14 protein-coding genes are annotated in these 14,183 nt (G+C 71.2%); 7 read left to right on the top strand and 7 right to left on the bottom strand.

The window, feature by feature from the left end; genetic code table 11:
* Positions 1 to 52 precede the first annotated feature (52 nt).
* Complete coding sequence (locus H286_RS14625; RefSeq protein WP_020098409.1) at positions 53 to 1,036, bottom strand: quinone oxidoreductase family protein; 984 nt, start codon at positions 1,034 to 1,036, stop codon at positions 53 to 55.
* 111 nt (positions 1,037 to 1,147) lie between these two features.
* Between H286_RS14625 and H286_RS0112445 the strand changes: the two genes are divergently transcribed.
* Entirely contained in the window at positions 1,148 to 1,576 is a 429-nt protein-coding gene (locus H286_RS0112445; RefSeq protein ID WP_020098408.1) for a BLUF domain-containing protein, read from the top strand.
* A 17-nt stretch (positions 1,577 to 1,593) separates the two neighbouring features.
* Here the strand turns inward: H286_RS0112445 and H286_RS0112440 are convergent, their stop codons facing one another.
* The 3 genes from H286_RS0112440 to H286_RS0112430 form a co-directional block, all read right to left on the bottom strand.
* Positions 1,594 to 2,928 carry a dihydrolipoamide acetyltransferase family protein gene (locus tag H286_RS0112440; RefSeq protein WP_018187669.1) on the bottom strand — a complete coding sequence of 445 codons (1,335 nt, stop codon included), beginning with the start codon at positions 2,926 to 2,928 and terminating at the stop codon, positions 1,594 to 1,596.
* A 124-nt stretch (positions 2,929 to 3,052) separates the two neighbouring features.
* Positions 3,053 to 3,976, bottom strand: coding sequence for an alpha-ketoacid dehydrogenase subunit beta (locus tag H286_RS0112435; RefSeq protein ID WP_051090683.1), 924 nt, complete (start codon positions 3,974 to 3,976; stop codon positions 3,053 to 3,055).
* Positions 3,977 to 4,032: 56 nt separating this feature from the next.
* Positions 4,033 to 5,172 (bottom strand): thiamine pyrophosphate-dependent enzyme, encoded by a 1,140-nt coding sequence (locus H286_RS0112430; protein ID WP_020098406.1) that lies wholly within the window; start codon positions 5,170 to 5,172, stop codon positions 4,033 to 4,035.
* A 143-nt stretch (positions 5,173 to 5,315) separates the two neighbouring features.
* On the opposite strand from H286_RS0112430, the gene H286_RS0112425 reads away from it, so the two are divergent.
* Positions 5,316 to 5,993 (top strand): response regulator transcription factor, encoded by a 678-nt coding sequence (locus H286_RS0112425; protein ID WP_020098405.1) that lies wholly within the window; start codon positions 5,316 to 5,318, stop codon positions 5,991 to 5,993.
* Positions 5,986 to 7,314: a sensor histidine kinase gene (locus H286_RS0112420; protein ID WP_231370960.1), complete on the top strand. Its 1,329-nt coding sequence runs from the start codon at positions 5,986 to 5,988 to the stop codon at positions 7,312 to 7,314. The genes H286_RS0112425 and H286_RS0112420 overlap by 8 nt, the downstream gene beginning before the upstream one ends.
* A 33-nt stretch (positions 7,315 to 7,347) precedes the next feature.
* Here the strand turns inward: H286_RS0112420 and H286_RS0112415 are convergent, their stop codons facing one another.
* The gene (locus H286_RS0112415) at positions 7,348 to 7,860 is read right to left on the bottom strand and encodes an ASCH domain-containing protein (RefSeq protein ID WP_020098403.1); all 513 of its coding nucleotides are present in this window, start codon (positions 7,858 to 7,860) and stop codon (positions 7,348 to 7,350) included.
* Between the two features lie 85 nt (positions 7,861 to 7,945).
* On the opposite strand from H286_RS0112415, the gene H286_RS0112410 reads away from it, so the two are divergent.
* Positions 7,946 to 8,698, top strand: a complete 753-nt coding sequence (locus tag H286_RS0112410) for a PepSY domain-containing protein (protein ID WP_020098402.1) — start codon at positions 7,946 to 7,948, stop codon at positions 8,696 to 8,698.
* Between the two features lie 156 nt (positions 8,699 to 8,854).
* The gene (locus H286_RS0112405; RefSeq protein ID WP_020098401.1) at positions 8,855 to 10,264 is read left to right on the top strand and encodes a carboxylesterase/lipase family protein; all 1,410 of its coding nucleotides are present in this window, start codon (positions 8,855 to 8,857) and stop codon (positions 10,262 to 10,264) included.
* A gap of 25 nt (positions 10,265 to 10,289) precedes the next feature.
* Here H286_RS0112405 and H286_RS0112400 read toward each other — a convergent pair whose 3' ends face one another.
* Positions 10,290 to 10,868 (bottom strand): NAD(P)H-dependent oxidoreductase, encoded by a 579-nt coding sequence (locus H286_RS0112400; protein ID WP_020098400.1) that lies wholly within the window; start codon positions 10,866 to 10,868, stop codon positions 10,290 to 10,292.
* A gap of 452 nt (positions 10,869 to 11,320) precedes the next feature.
* Here H286_RS0112400 and H286_RS0112395 point away from each other — a divergent pair, with 452 nt between their 5' ends.
* A complete protein-coding gene (locus H286_RS0112395) occupies positions 11,321 to 11,752 on the top strand; it encodes a hypothetical protein (RefSeq protein ID WP_020098399.1) in 432 nt (143 codons plus the stop codon).
* Between the two features lie 13 nt (positions 11,753 to 11,765).
* Here H286_RS0112395 and H286_RS14720 read toward each other — a convergent pair whose 3' ends face one another.
* Positions 11,766 to 12,563, bottom strand: a complete 798-nt coding sequence (locus H286_RS14720; protein ID WP_020098398.1) for a hypothetical protein — start codon at positions 12,561 to 12,563, stop codon at positions 11,766 to 11,768.
* A gap of 134 nt (positions 12,564 to 12,697) precedes the next feature.
* On the opposite strand from H286_RS14720, the gene H286_RS0112385 reads away from it, so the two are divergent.
* Complete coding sequence (locus H286_RS0112385) at positions 12,698 to 14,158, top strand: sugar porter family MFS transporter (RefSeq protein ID WP_018187680.1); 1,461 nt, start codon at positions 12,698 to 12,700, stop codon at positions 14,156 to 14,158.
* Positions 14,159 to 14,183 lie beyond the last annotated feature (25 nt).

Here is a 14,183-nt window from a genome sequence, read left to right as displayed (position 1 = left end):
CCGCCTGTTGATAACGGTTCTCAAACTCAGCGGGCAACGCTCAGCGGACTCATCACTCGAACGCGACCACGTACTTCCGTCCAGGTCCGGCGTGCGCGACGAAACGCCCGTCCCGCAGTACGTCGCCGGGACGGACGATCTCGGGTTCCGCAGGCGCCAGCGTGCCCGCACTGACGTCCCCCACCACCCGGGCGAGGAGCCGGGAGGTCCGCCGGGGCTCGAAGAGCGCCGTGAGCGGCGTGGACACCACCGTCTCGCGCGGAGCGCGTCGGAACGCGGAGCTCAGGCTCCCCCGCAGAGTGTCTCCCCGCTCGTGACCCGGACGACCGATGAAGGAGGTGCGGACGACGACACCCCGGCGTGAGACGAGCGATCGGAGGCGGTCATCACCGCGGTGGTCGACCGCGACGTCGACGTCTCGGCCCGCGGCATCCCGAGCATTCTGCATCCAGTCCGCAGCGAAGTGGTCGACGCCGCGGATGCCCCGAGCCTCGAGGGCGGCGATGTTCGAGGCCGACGCGGACCCCACGACGGTCGCGCCGGCGGCGAGCGCGCGCTGCGCGACGAGCGACCCGACCGGGCCGCTCGCGCCGGCCACGAACACGACTCCCGCGCCTTCGGCGTGCGCTGCGACGAGCGCGGCCGTGATCCCGTCGAGAGGCAGGAGCGCCGCCGTCGCGAGATCCATCCCCGCCGGGACCGGCACGAGGTTCGCGGGCGCTACGTCGACGTACTCGGCGTGACCGCCCATGCCGGGGAGCAGTGCAGCCACCCGGTCGCCGGGACGGATACCGGGGGCCCGCCCGGTCGCCTCCTCGACGACGCCCGCGATGTCGTACCCCGTCGCGAACCCCGGCAGCGGATGCAGCAGGTATCCGCCGGCCGCCGCGAGGACGTCCGTCGCGCCGACCGACGCGTGCGTCACGCGCACACGCACCGTGCCCGGGCGACGGCGCGGCACGTCCACATCGCGCCATGCGGCGCCGCCGTCCCCGAATCGACCGACATGGAGCCGCCTCATCCGGATGCGCGTCACGAGAGGACAGTATCGCGGCACCGGGCGGAAACGCCCGCCACCCGGTGTTACTGTCATCGGACCGGGCGGCACCCGCACCCTCCGGCGCACCATCACCCGGGGGATTCGCACATGACCGAGCAGCTGACCTTCATCGCGTACGCGAGCCGCGCCACGGCATCCTTCGATCACGCGCGCCTGGTCGACCTGCTCACCGAGAGCCGGGCGAACAACTCCCGCGACGGCATCACGGGCATGCTCGTCTACAGCGAGCCCGACTTCATCCAGATCCTCGAAGGACCGGATGCCGCGGTCCGCGCCCTCCTGGAGCGCATCGGCCGCGACCCGCGCCACACCGACGTCCGCGTCCTGCTCGACGAGCAGGTCCCGGAACGCAAGTACGCGACCTGGTCGATGGGCTACGAACCGACCGTCCCCGGCGACGGCTCAGGGGACGCCGTCACCGCCCTGCAGCAGCCCGTCGACGAGCAGTCGACGCGTCGGTCGACCGATGCCCTCGGCGACTGGTTCACGGACAAAGCGGTCGCCGGCCGGGCCTGAGGTCGGCGTCGCCGGCCTCAGTCGAGTAGGAGTGCCGGCTCCTCGAGCACCGAGGCGACGTCGGCGATGAAGCGGCTGATGCCGTCGCCGTCGATGACGCGGTGATCGAACGATCCCGACACCGTCGTCACGAAACGGGGACGCACCTCGCCGTCGACGACCCACGGCTTCTGCCGGATCGTGCCCATGGCGATGATGCCGGACTCGCCCGGATTGATGATCGGGGTCCCGGCATCCATCCCGAAGACGCCGATGTTCGTGATCGTGAACGTCCCGCCCTGCTGGTCGGCGGGCGTCGTCTTGCCGTCGCGCGCCGTGGTGGTCAGCTTCTCGAGGGCCCGCGCGAGGCCGCGCATGTTGAGGTCCTGCGCGTCCTTGATGTTCGGGACGAGCAGACCGCGGGGGGTCGCCGCCGCGATGCCGAGGTTCACGTAGTGACGCACGCGGATCTCGGCGCCGTTCTCGGTCTCGACCCATGCGGCGTTGATCATCGGCGTGCGGCGGAGAGCCCAGATGACGGCCCGCGAGAAGATCAGCAGCGGCGAGATCTTCACGTCGGCGAAGTCGGGCGAGGCCTTGAGCCGCTTGACGAGCTCCATCGTGCGGGTCGCGTCGACGTCGGTCCAGACCGACACGTGCGGCGCCGTGTACGCGCTCGAGGTCATCGCGTTGGCCGTCGCCTTGCGCACGCCCTTCACCGTGATGGCCTCTTCGCGGGCATCAGCCTGGGGTGCTGCAGGAGCCGGAGCGGATGCCGCGGGTGCCGCCACGGGAATCGAGAGCTCGCGCTCCTCGGGCAGCTCCGGGGTCGCGATGTTGCGGAAGACCGAGGCCTGCTCGGCGTGGCGGACGACGTCCTCGCGGGTGACCTCGCCGGCGGTGCCGCTCGGCGACACGTCGGCCAGGTCGACGCCGAGGTCGCGCGCGAGCTTACGGATCGGGGGCTTCGCGACGACGCCCACGGCACGGGTCACGGGCTTCTCGGCAGGCTTGCGGCGACGCGACTTGACCTCGCCACCGGTGCCGTAGCCGACGAGCACCGAGCCACCGGGCTCCTCGGCGGGCTTCTCACCATGCTCGGAGCGGCCGATGTCGGCATCCGGCTGCCCCTCGCCACCGGCGATCGTGATGATCGCCGCACCGACCTCGACGGTCGTGCCCTCGGTGGCCAGGATGTCGCCGACCGTGCCGCTGAATGGCGACGGCAGCTCGACGAGCGACTTCGCCGTCTCGATCTCGACGAGGACGTCGTTGACGTCGACGCTGTCGCCGGGCGCCACACGCCACTGCACGATCTCGGCCTCGGTGAGGCCTTCGCCGACGTCCGGCAGGTGGAAGGTCTGCGTGCTCATGTCATCTCCATCCCCGCGAGACTGCAGCCGCGCGTCGAGACAGCGGGCTGACGCCGCAGTCTCGGCGCACACGTGCAGTCTCGCGGACGTGCGGGGGTCGCGGGTAGGGGGGCATCGTCGGGGGTCAGTAGGCGAGGGCGCGGTCGACGGCCTCGAGGATGCGGTCGGCGTCGGGGAGGTACTGGCCCTCGAGCTTCGCGGGCGGGAACGGCACGTCGAAGCCCGAGACCCGCAGGACCGGCGCCTCGAGGGCGTAGAACGCCTTCTCCATGACGGTCGCCGCGACCTCGGAGCCCACCGACACGTTGCCGGGGGCCTCCTGGGCGTAGATCATGCGCCCGGTGCGGCGGACGGACTCGAGGATCGGCTCGTAATCGATCGGCGCGAGCGAGCGGACGTCGATGACCTCGCACGATGTGCCCTCACCCTCGGCGAGCGCGGCCGCCTGCAGGAGAGTCGTGACCATGGCGCCGTGACCGACGAGGGTCACATCGGTGCCCTTGCGGACGACGCGCGAGGCATGGAGCGGCAGGGCGCGTTCGGCGACGTCGACCTCGCCCTTCATCCAGTACTTCGCCTTGGGCTCGAGGAAGATGACCGGGTCGGGCGAGGCGATCGCGTCCTGGATCATCCAGTACGCGTCGTTCGGCGTCGACGGCGACACGACCCGCAGACCCGGGGTGTGCGCGAAGTACGCCTCGGGGCTCTCCTGGTGGTGCTCGACGGCGCCGATGTGCCCGCCGTAGGGGATGCGGATGACGACGGGGAAGTTCGCGTTCCCCTCGTGGCGGTTCGTGAGCTTCGCGAGCTGCGTCGTGATCTGGTCGAACGCGGGGAAGACGAAGCCGTCGAACTGGATCTCGATGACGGGACGGAATCCAGCCATTGCGAGACCGATCGCGGTGCCGACGATGCCGGACTCGGCCAAGGGTGTGTCGAGCACCCGCTGCGAGCCGAACTCGGCGTGCAGGCCCTCGGTCACGCGGAACACGCCGCCGAGCGGACCGATGTCCTCGCCCATCAGCAGGACGTGGTCGTCCGCGGTCATCGCCGCGCGAAGGCCCGCGTTGAGCGCCTTCGCGAAGGGCAGGGTCTGGATGTCGCTCACGCGTTCCCCTCCTCGAGGGATGCCTCGTACTCGGCGAGCCAGCGCTGCTGCTCCTGCACGAGCGGGTGGGCGTCGCCGTAGACATGGTCGAACATGATGCCCGTCGGGATGTCGCCGAGGGCGTTGGTGCGCACGCGCACGTCGTCGGCGTAGGCGGCGGCTGCGGCATCCACCTCGTCGAAGAAGGAAGCCGGTGTGCCGCGGTTCTGCAAAAAGGCCCGCATGCGCGCGATCGGGTCGCGCTCGGCCCACGACTGCTCTTCGTCGCTCGTGCGGTACTTGGTCGGGTCGTCGCTCGTCGTGTGCGCGCCCATCCGATAGGTGAGCGCCTCGATCGCGCGGGGACCGCCACCGGCGCGCGCCTCGTCGAGGGCGAGCTTGCTGACGGCGTAGCTGGCGAGGACGTCGTTGCCGTCGACCCTCACCGACGGGATGCCGTAGCCCTCGCCGCGGCGAGCGAGAGGCACGCGCGACTGGGTCGAGACGGGCACCGAGATCGCCCAGTGGTTGTTCTGCAGGAAGAAGACCTGCGGCGTCTGGTAGCTGGCCGCGAAGACCATCGCCTCGTGCACGTCGCCCTGGCTCGAGGCGCCGTCGCCGTAGTAGACGATGACCGCCTCGTCCTTCTCGGGGTCGCCGGTACCGGTGCGGCCGTCGAAGACGAGGCCCATGCCGAGGCCCGTCGCGTGCAGGGTCTGCGCACCGAGGACGAGCGTGTAGATGTGCGTGTTCTGGTGGTCGGCCGGGTTCCAGCCGCCGTGCGTCAAGCCGCGCATCAGGCGGATGATGTCGATCGGGTCGACGCCGCGGGTCGTCACGACGACGTGCTCGCGGTAGGACGGGAAGACGTGGTCGTGCGCGCGGGCGGCGCGCACCGAACCGACCTGCGCGGCCTCCTGTCCGAGGGACGGGGGCCACAGGGCGAGCTGTCCCTGCCGCTGCAGGTTGGTCGCCTGCCGGTCGAAGGCGCGCACCACGACCATGTCGCGGTAGAACGTCTCGAGCTCGGCGTCGGTCAGCGCGTCGATGAGGGGGAGGTAGCGTTCGGCCGCCTCACTGGGGGCGTACGAACCGTCGGCGGCGAGGACGCGGACGACGTCGGATGCTTCGGCCGGAGCCTCGAACGAGGGGGTCACCCTCCCACGCTAACCCCCCACGCATGGCCGGTTCTGCATGAGGTCGACAACGGATGCCGCGATTCGCCGTGCGTTCAGGACAAGCCGGTCGCGGGATGCGACGCTTCAGCCCCGCTTCAGCGTGCGCACGTCACACTGGGCGCATGCGTGTTCTGGTGGTCGACGACGAGGTGCGCCTGGCCGACGGCGTACGGCGCGGGCTCGAGGCCGAGGGCTTCGCCGTCGACGTCGCGCACAACGGCGTCGATGGACTGTGGCGCGCCCGCGAGACGCGGTACGACGCGATTGTGCTCGACCTCATGATGCCGGGGATGAGCGGATGGAAGGTCTGCGAGGCGCTGCGAGCCGAGGAGAACTGGACCCCCGTCCTCATGCTGACCGCCAAGGACGGCGAGTGGGACCAGGTCGACGCCCTCGATGCCGGAGCAGACGACTACGTCACGAAGCCGTTCTCCTACCCCGTGCTGGTCGCGCGGCTCCGCGCCCTCATCCGCCGCGGCGGAGTCGAGCGCCCCGTCGCGCTCGAGGCCGGCGACCTGCACGTCGACCCGGCCGCGCGACGCGTCCACCGCGGCGACACCGCGATCGAACTGACCTCTCGCGAGTTCGCCGTGCTGCTGCACCTCATCCGCCACAAGGGACAGGTCGTCTCCAAGCGCGACCTCATCGCCGGTGTCTGGGACGACGACTTCGACGGCGACCCGAACATCGTCGAGGTGTACGTCGGGCACCTGCGCCGCAAGCTCGACCGACCGTTCGACCGGACCGCGATCGAGACGGTGCGCGGCGCCGGCTACCGACTGGCGGCCGACGGTGGCTGACCCCGCGTCCACGAGCGGACGGATGCCGGTGCTCCGCACGCTGCGAGCGCGCATCACCGCCGCCGCGACCGTCATCGTCGCGGTCGTCATGATTCTCGCGTCGATCGGGTTCAGCGCGGTGCTGGGTTCGGAGGTGCGGGACGCGACCACCCGAGCGGCCGAGACGCGCGCCTCCGAGCTGACCACCCGCATCGACGACACGGGCACCGCCGGCATCCCCGACCTCGATGACGACATCGTGCAGGTGATCGACGAGTCGGGTCGTGTGATCGCGGCATCCGAGGACGCGGAGGACGGCACCCTGCCCGCGGATCGCGACGGCGAGGTCGTGACGTACGACGGCGACCCGGTCCTCATCGTCGTGGAGGAGACCGACGACGACATGCGGGTCGTGCTGGCGACTCCGGTCGACGGCGACGAGGCCACGCTCGCCACGGCGGGCTGGCTGCTCGCGGCATCCACTCTGCTCGTCGTCCTCGTGGTCGCCGCCGTCACCTGGTGGGTCGTCGGGCGGGCGCTCCGTCCCGTGGGCCGGATCCGTCGCGAGGTCGAGGACATCACCGCCGACCGACTCGACCGTCGCGTGCCCGAGCCTTCGTCGGGCGACGAGATCGCCGCGCTGGCCGTCACGATGAACCGCATGCTCGACCGGCTCGACGCATCCGCGACCGCGCAGCGCCGGTTCGTGTCGGATGCCTCGCACGAGCTGCGCTCCCCGCTCGCGACCATGCGACAGCACGCCGAGCTCGCCCGCGCCCATCCCGATGCGACGACGCTCGACGACCTCGCCGAAGTGGTGGCCGCCGAGGGTGTGCGGATGCAGGACCTCGTCGACGGCCTCCTCGTGCTGACCCGCCTCGACGAACAGGCTCCGCAGCGGCGAGGAGTCGTCGACCTCGACGACCTCGCGCTCGCCGAGGTGTCGCGCCTGCGTGCCGCCGGGGTCACGGTCGACGGCTCCGCGATCACGGCGGTGCAGGTCGTGGGCGACGAACGCCTGCTCGGCCGCATCGCCCGCAACCTGGCCGACAACGCGGCCCGGCACGCGGCATCCCTCGTCGCCGTCGGCGTCGCGCGCGACGGAGCGGACGCGGTACTGACGGTCGACGACGACGGCAGCGGGATCCCCGCGTCAGAGCGCGAGCGCGTGTTCGAACGTTTCGTGCGTCTCGACGAGGGACGGGCGCGGGATGCCGGGGGCAGTGGCCTCGGCCTCGCGATCGTCGCGGGCGTGGTGCGGGCCTCCGGCGGCACCGTCGCGGTGGGCGAGTCGCCCTGGGGCGGCGCACGCTTCACGGTTCGGCTGCCGGCGGCAGGCTGATCCCCGCCGTCGGCTGAGCCGGACCGCTGAGACTCAGTCGGCGTGCTCGGGCGGCCAGACCACGGCGAAGCGCTCGAAGACGATCTCGTCGTCCTCCGACCACTCCGCGCCGCGCGCGGCGGCGACCCGCGTGAAGTAGCGACGGTGCTCGCGCTGCCAGCTCACGAACGACCGGTCGTCCTCGCCCTCGTCGAACGCGAACGCCGCGTCGGCGCTCGCGAAGGGCCCGACGCGCAGCTCCGTGCTGCGGATGATGATCCGCGGGGCGCCCGTGCCATCGCATGCGATCCAGTGCGAGCCGATCCGCGGCAGCGGGTCGCCGTGCTCGGAGAACTCGGCGACCAGCTCGGAGGTCGCCCGCTTGGGACCGTTCAGGACGGCGTCGAGCAGCTGGTCAGCCAGGCGCGGGCTGTCGCCGAAGTGCTCGACGGTGTACTCGGCTCCGGCCGCAGCGGCGGCAGGGTGCGCCGCGCGGTAGTCGGCCCACATCCGGTCGGCGGCGTCGCGGTCGAGGGGGAAGGCGGCGGAGGAGAGGCTCTCGGACATCCGTCGATCCTCTCACCCCGGCATCCTGAAGACGGCTTCAGGTCGCTTCAGGTCCGCTTCAGTGCCCACTCGGCACTCTGGGGTCATGAGCGAGAACAACACCACCCCCGACCAGACCACCGCCCCCACCGAGCAGTACGCGACCATCGCCGAGGCCCCCACCGCCCCGAAGCGGCGCGGACGCAAGGCCCTCATCGCGGGCGGCGCCACGCTCGGCGCGCTCCTCCTCGTCGGAGGGGGCGTCGCCATCGGCTCCGCGGTGGCCGACGACCGCGACGAGGACGGTCTCGACAGTGTCGCCTCGAGCCGGCTGTCCGACGCCCCGTCCAGCGGGGTCCCCGCCGCGACGACGACGGACACCGACGACGACCGCACCGACGACCGCGCGGACGACGACGCGGCGGGTGCGGCATCCGGATCCATCGGCGCGGCGAGCGCCGACGAGCTCAGCGCCGCCGTCAGCGCCGCGAAGGGCGTGGCCGACGGTGCTCCGACCTCGATCGACGCCGACCGCGACGGCAGCTGGGACGTCACCCTGACGGCACCCGACGGCGCCGAGACCGAGGTGCACGTGAGCGCCGACGGGAAGGCCGTCGTCCGCGAGACCGAGGCCGCTGACGCGGACGACCGCGCCCCGAAGAACGTGCTCGACGCGAAGACCCTCGCGACCATGGTCGACGCCGCACTGGCCGAGCAGCCCGGCCGCGTCCTCGAGATCGACGCCGACGACGACAACCGCTCGCCGTTCGACGTGTCGATCCTCACCGGTGACCGCCAGATCGTCGAGGTCACCCTCGACGCCGGCGGGAAGGTCATCGCCACCGAGATCGACGACTGAGCGGATGCCGCGGCGCGGCATCCCTCGCTCCGGGCGCGGATCCTTCGGGGTCCGCGCCCGTCGGCGTCCGTCACCCGAGCATGGCGTTCGCATAGCCCCGGATGCCACGATGACTGCCGCGGCCATCATCCGCCGCGCCGTCTCGGAAGGATGCCGATGCCTCACCCCTCACCCCGCGTCACCCTCACGACGGGCACCGTCGCCGGGACGGAGAGCGCCGGCGTCCGCCGGTTCCTCGGCATCCGCTACGCGGAACCGCCTTTCGGCGACCGGCGGTTCGCCGCCCCCGTCCCGGCACGTGCGTGGGAGGGTGTGCGCGAGGCGACCGGATTGGGGCCCACCGCACCTCAGAGTCCGTACCAGGGCGATTCGGCGACGTTGCTGAGCAGCGTCGAGATCCCAGGCGAGGACATCCTGACCGTCAACGTCTGGACCCCCGCGGATGCCGACGCCGCCCCCGTCGTGGTGTGGGTGCACGGTGGCGCCCTCGAGCGCGGCACGGCGGCGCTCGAGGGGTACGACGGTACGACGTTCGCCCGCGACGGTGTCGTCTTCGTCTCGCTCAACTACCGCCTGGGGAGCGAGGGGTTCTCGGTGCTCGACGGGGTGCCTCGCAACCTCGGGCTGCTCGATGTCGGGGCGGCCGTGGACTGGGTGTTCCGCGAGATCGCCGCGTTCGGCGGCGACCCCGAGCGCGTCACCCTCATGGGCGAGTCCGCCGGTGGTGCACTGGTCGCTGCCGCCATGGCGATCCCCCGCATCGGCGAGCGCGCGCACGGCGCGATCATCCAGTCCGGGCCGCTCGACGCGTCGACCCCCGAACGCGCCGGCCGCGTCACCCGGGCGATCGCGAAGCACCTCGGCATCCCCGCGACCCGAGATGCGTTCGCCACCGTCAGCCCGCAGCGGCTCGTCGAGGCCCGACTCGAGCTGACGCGGAAGTCGTCGCCGATCCCCGTCGGCGGCTTCGCCCTCGCCCTCGCCCCCGCGTCGGTGCCCCGCGCTCCCGAGAAGGCGCTGACGGATGCCGCGGCCCCGATCCTCCTCGGCACCAACACCGACGAGTACCGACTCTGGCTGTCGCCGGCCGCGATCGCCGCGCTCGGCCCGCTCAAGGTCGCCGCCCTCGCCCTGTTCGGGCGGATCCCGGTAGGTGCGATGCGCGCGGCCCGGGCCGACGGCTCACGCGGCGCCGAAGCGCTCGGTCAGGCGCTCAGCGACAAGATCCTGCGCGCGCCCGCGACGCGGCTCGCGCAGGGCCGCCCCGAACGCACCTTCGTGTACGAGTTCGCCTGGCAGAGCCCCGTCCGCGGTCTGCGCGCCGCGCACGCCGTCGAGATCGCGTTCGCGTTCGGCCGGCTGAGCGGCCCCGACGCGGTGGCGCTCTCGGGAGAGGACGCCCCGCAGTCCCTCGCCGACGAGATGCACGGCGCGTGGGTGTCGTTCATCCGCACCGGCGACCCGGGCTGGCCGGCCTTCGGGGCGACGCGCGCGACCCGCGTATTCGACTCCGTCTCGCAGACCGTTCCGCAGCGCCGCACAGAGGTCGTCGACGCCTTCCGATGAGGATTGCGGTGAGGCCGGCGAGCTCTCAGCCGCGGATGGCAGCCGTGATGCGCTCGACAGCCGTGTCGATGTCGGATGCCGCGACACCGGCATCCGCTTCGTACAGAAACTCGGTGAGTCCGCGCCGGATGCCGCAGTAGTCGAAGATGCCGGTCGCGATCTGCGTCGAGAACGAGACGTCGTACCCGCGCCGTTCGTAGAGCGCCGCATCCGACCCCGCGAGGGGAACCAGGTGCGCGGTCAGACGTCCGAGTCCGGGACGGATGCCGCCGCCCTCACCGACGCCGAATGCCCAGCCGTTGACGAACACGCGATCGATCCAGCCCTTCAGGAGGGCGGGCATCGACCACCAGAACACGGGGAAGACGAGGACGATGTGGTCCGCGCGCTCGATCCTCGCGATCTCGGCTGCCACGTCGTCCGGGTACTCGCCCGCGACGGCGTACGAGTGCCGGTCGGCGGGGGAGAATCGCGGGTCGAAGCCCTCGGCGGCGAGATCGGCGACCTCGACGTCACCCGGGGCGAGCGTCGCCGCGAGACGCTTCGCGACGTGGTGGGTGAGGGAGGCCGGATCGGGGTGTGCGACGACGATGAGGGTGGACATCCCTCCATCCTGGCCGCCTCGCGGGAGTGGGGAGAAGTTTTTAGCACATCTGGCTTGTCCCCCGAAAGGGGGACAAATCGCTCCTCGCGAGGTTCTATATTCGTCCTGCTGTAGACCAACAGTTGGGGAGCTGGTTAGCCCGCACCCGGACTGGTTTCTGGGGGATTCCAGGCGTTCCCGCGTGCGGGCCACGCTACAGCGACACGACCCGGCTGGGGTCAGGGGGACGCCCCTCTCCAGCCGGGTTCGTCCATAGAGGGTTCCGCCCCGGCGTGCGTGCGCGTATCGTCGCCGACAACCCAGCCCCGGGTGTCCGCGCGGGATCGCGTTTCTGCACGTCGCAGTGACGCATCCGGGGGCCCGGTTCGTCGAGTCGATCTCCCCCCTCGACTCCGACCCGGGACCCTCCCGCCGGACGAACGGGTGTCGGCGGTCGCGGCGAGGATGGGCGCGTGCCCGCATCCCTCCCCCGCCCGTGCCGCGTGTGCGGAGGCGTCACCGGCGATCGTCTCGACGACGCCTGGTACTGCGATCGTTGCGGCTGGCGACTGGGCGACGCCCCCGACACGGACCTTCCCCGACCGCGCATGGACGTCGTCTACTACCTGCGGTTCCGCGACCGGGTGAAGATCGGGACGTCCGCGACGCCGCGACGCCGCCTCGCCGCGATCATGCACGACGAGCTGCTCGCGTTCGAACCGGGTGATCGCCACGTCGAGCATCAGCGGCACGTGGAGTTCGCCGACCTCCGCGAGGGAGGCGAGTGGTTCACGCTGACCGGCGACCTGGCGACGCACATCGCCGACGTGCGCAGCCGGATCGGGGAGCCCTGGGCGGCCTACGACCGCTGGCTCGGCGACGCCTACCGCCGCCTGTCGTCCTGACCCGTCGCCGGGGTCAGCCCCGGTCGAGGAAGACGCCGACGCGATCCCCCTCGAGGACGAACTGGAGAGCGCGACCCTCGCGGATGCCGGGGAGCGCACCGGGCGAGAAGTCGTCGAGGCCGAAGGTGACCGTCGCGGGGAAGGCGCCCGTCTCGCATCCGCTGTAGATCGGCCCGTCGATCCCCTGGTCGGTGTCGGGATCGAACTCCCTGGCTGACGGGATCAGCGAGGTGGGCGCGACCGCCAGGCAGGGGAAGGGGTCGACCCTCGCCTCCGGCCCGTAGTCCACCGTCTGCACGAACAGCGTGAGGCCTTCGTATTCGAAGATCGGTGTGTCCTCGCTCCGCCCGAAGAAGCCGACCGGCACCTCGACGCCGTTCGTCGGTTCGAGGGTCGCACTCTGCCGGATTCCCGCGGAGCTCGGGACCGGCGTGATCTCCGCGACCGAGTACGCGAGCCCCGCACCCACCGCCGCGGCGACGACCACCGAGACCACCCAGAGACCCCGCCTCGCTCCTCGGCGGCGCCACGCGCTCGGCGCGGGGACGGCTAGGGAAGGCGCGGGCCCTTCCCGCGCGGCATCCATCTGCGCGTCGTCGTCGGTGTCGTCGGAGTCGTCGTCGTCGATGGCGTCGTCGGTGTCGGCAGGCGCCGGCGGATCGGTCCGCTCCGCGACCGCGGGCGAGCGCCGCCCTGCCTCCTCAAGTTCCTCCAAGCGCCGCATGGCCGCGGGATCGAGATGGATGTCGGCGGCCGGCCCGTAGGCGCGGGCGCGCAACGCGCGAAGCTCGTCAGTGACCGGGATCCCCATGCGAGCATCGTGACACACCCCCATCCGGCACCCGGACGATGAGAACCCGCGGGCCGACCGGCATCCATTACCGGATTCTCGCGCTCGCGCAAGTCCACCCTCGGCTCGTGGGAGCGGGGGTAACCTCGTCCCTCATGAGCACTACCGGCACGATTCCCGCAGACGCCTTCTCGATCAAAAGCCCCTACGGGCGACGAGCGATCGGGCTGTCGATAGCCGCGGCGGTCGGTGGGTTCCTCTTCGGTTTCGACTCGTCCGTCATCAACGGTGCCGTCGATGCGATCGAGGGCAACTTCGAACTCGACAAGGTGCTGACGGGATTCGTCGTCGCCGTCGCCCTGCTCGGGTGTGCCGTCGGCGCCATCATCGCCGGAAACCTGTCGGACCGCTGGGGTCGACTCAAGACGATGATGCTGGGCGCCGTCATGTTCCTCGTCTCGTCGATCGGCTCCGGTCTGACCTTCAGCGTGCCCGACCTCATCGTGTGGCGCGTCATCGGCGGCATCGGCATCGGCATCGCATCGGTCGTCGCCCCCGCCTACATCGCCGAGATCGCGCCGCGGCAGATCCGCGGCAGCCTCGCGTCGCTGCAGCAGCTCGCGATCACCCTCGGCATCTTCGCCGCCCTCCTGTCGGATGCCGTCCTCGCCAACAGTGCCGGCGGTGCCGCGGAGCAGCTGTGGCTCGGGCTCGAGGCCTGGCGCTGGATGTTCCTCGTCGGCGTCATCCCGGCGGCCGTGTACGGCATCCTCGCCTTCACGATGCCGGAATCGCCGCGCTTCCTTCTCGCCAAGGGCCGCAACGACGAAGCCCGAGAGGTCTTCTCGCGCTTGGTCCCCCAGGCCGACCTCGACAAGTCCGTCAACGAGATCCGCTCGGCGATCGAGCAGGACCGCAAGAGCAAGAGCGCGTCGCTGCGTGGCCCGGTCCTGGGGCTCCAGGGCATCGTCTGGGTCGGCATCATCCTGTCGACGTTCCAGCAGTTCGTCGGCATCAACGTGATCTTCTACTACTCGACGACGCTCTGGAAGGCGGTCGGCTTCGACGAGAGCAACTCGCTGACGATCAGCGTCATCACCTCGATCACGAACGTCGTCGTCACGCTCATCGCCATCTGGCTGGTCGACCGCGTCGGCCGCAAGCCGATCCTGCTGACCGGTTCGGTGCTCATGACCCTGTCGCTCGCGACGATGGCACTGGCGTTCGCCTTCGCGGTGACCGTGGACGGCGAGGTCTCGCTGCCCGGTGCATGGGGTCCGATCGCCCTCGTCGCCGCGAACCTGTTCGTCGTCGGCTTCGGCGCGTCGTGGGGTCCACTCGTCTGGGTGCTGCTCGGCGAGATCTTCCCCAGCCGCATCCGTGGCAAGGCGCTCGGTGTCGCGGCCGCCGCGCAGTGGATCGCGAACTTCCTCATCACGGTGTCGTTCCCGGCGATGTCGGGCTGGTCGCTGCCGCTCACCTACGGCATGTACGCGCTCTTCGCGGCCCTGTCGTTCGTGTACGTCGCCTGGCGCGTGCCCGAGACGAAGGGCATGGAGCTCGAGCAGACCGAGACCCTGTTCGTGCGCAAGCAGAAGGAGAAGTCCTCGCGCTGAGCCGCGACGGGTTCCGGGGACGCGA

The organism is Microbacterium sp. 11MF, from assembly GCF_000383475.1.
Classification (GTDB): Bacteria; Actinomycetota; Actinomycetes; order Actinomycetales; family Microbacteriaceae; genus Microbacterium; species Microbacterium aquilitoris.
The sequence above is the reverse complement of the archived record's forward strand: the minus strand, read 5'-3'. Positions and strand labels throughout refer to the sequence as shown.

Excerpts from the sequence above, each read along its gene's own strand:
- H286_RS0112445 (WP_020098408.1), top strand. The coding sequence starts at position 1,148 with ATGACCGAGCAGCTGACCTTCATCGCGTACGCGAGCCGCGCCACGGCA.
- H286_RS0112440 (WP_018187669.1), bottom strand. The coding sequence starts at position 2,928 with ATGAGCACGCAGACCTTCCACCTGCCGGACGTCGGCGAAGGCCTCACC.
- H286_RS0112435 (WP_051090683.1), bottom strand. The coding sequence starts at position 3,976 with ATGACCGCGGACGACCACGTCCTGCTGATGGGCGAGGACATCGGTCCG.
- H286_RS0112425 (WP_020098405.1), top strand. The coding sequence starts at position 5,316 with ATGCGTGTTCTGGTGGTCGACGACGAGGTGCGCCTGGCCGACGGCGTA.
- H286_RS0112415 (WP_020098403.1), bottom strand. The coding sequence starts at position 7,860 with ATGTCCGAGAGCCTCTCCTCCGCCGCCTTCCCCCTCGACCGCGACGCC.
- H286_RS0112410 (WP_020098402.1), top strand. The coding sequence starts at position 7,946 with ATGAGCGAGAACAACACCACCCCCGACCAGACCACCGCCCCCACCGAG.
- H286_RS0112405 (WP_020098401.1), top strand. The coding sequence starts at position 8,855 with ATGCCTCACCCCTCACCCCGCGTCACCCTCACGACGGGCACCGTCGCC.
- H286_RS0112400 (WP_020098400.1), bottom strand. The coding sequence starts at position 10,868 with ATGTCCACCCTCATCGTCGTCGCACACCCCGATCCGGCCTCCCTCACC.
- H286_RS14720 (WP_020098398.1), bottom strand. The coding sequence starts at position 12,563 with ATGGGGATCCCGGTCACTGACGAGCTTCGCGCGTTGCGCGCCCGCGCC.
- H286_RS0112385 (WP_018187680.1), top strand. The coding sequence starts at position 12,698 with ATGAGCACTACCGGCACGATTCCCGCAGACGCCTTCTCGATCAAAAGC.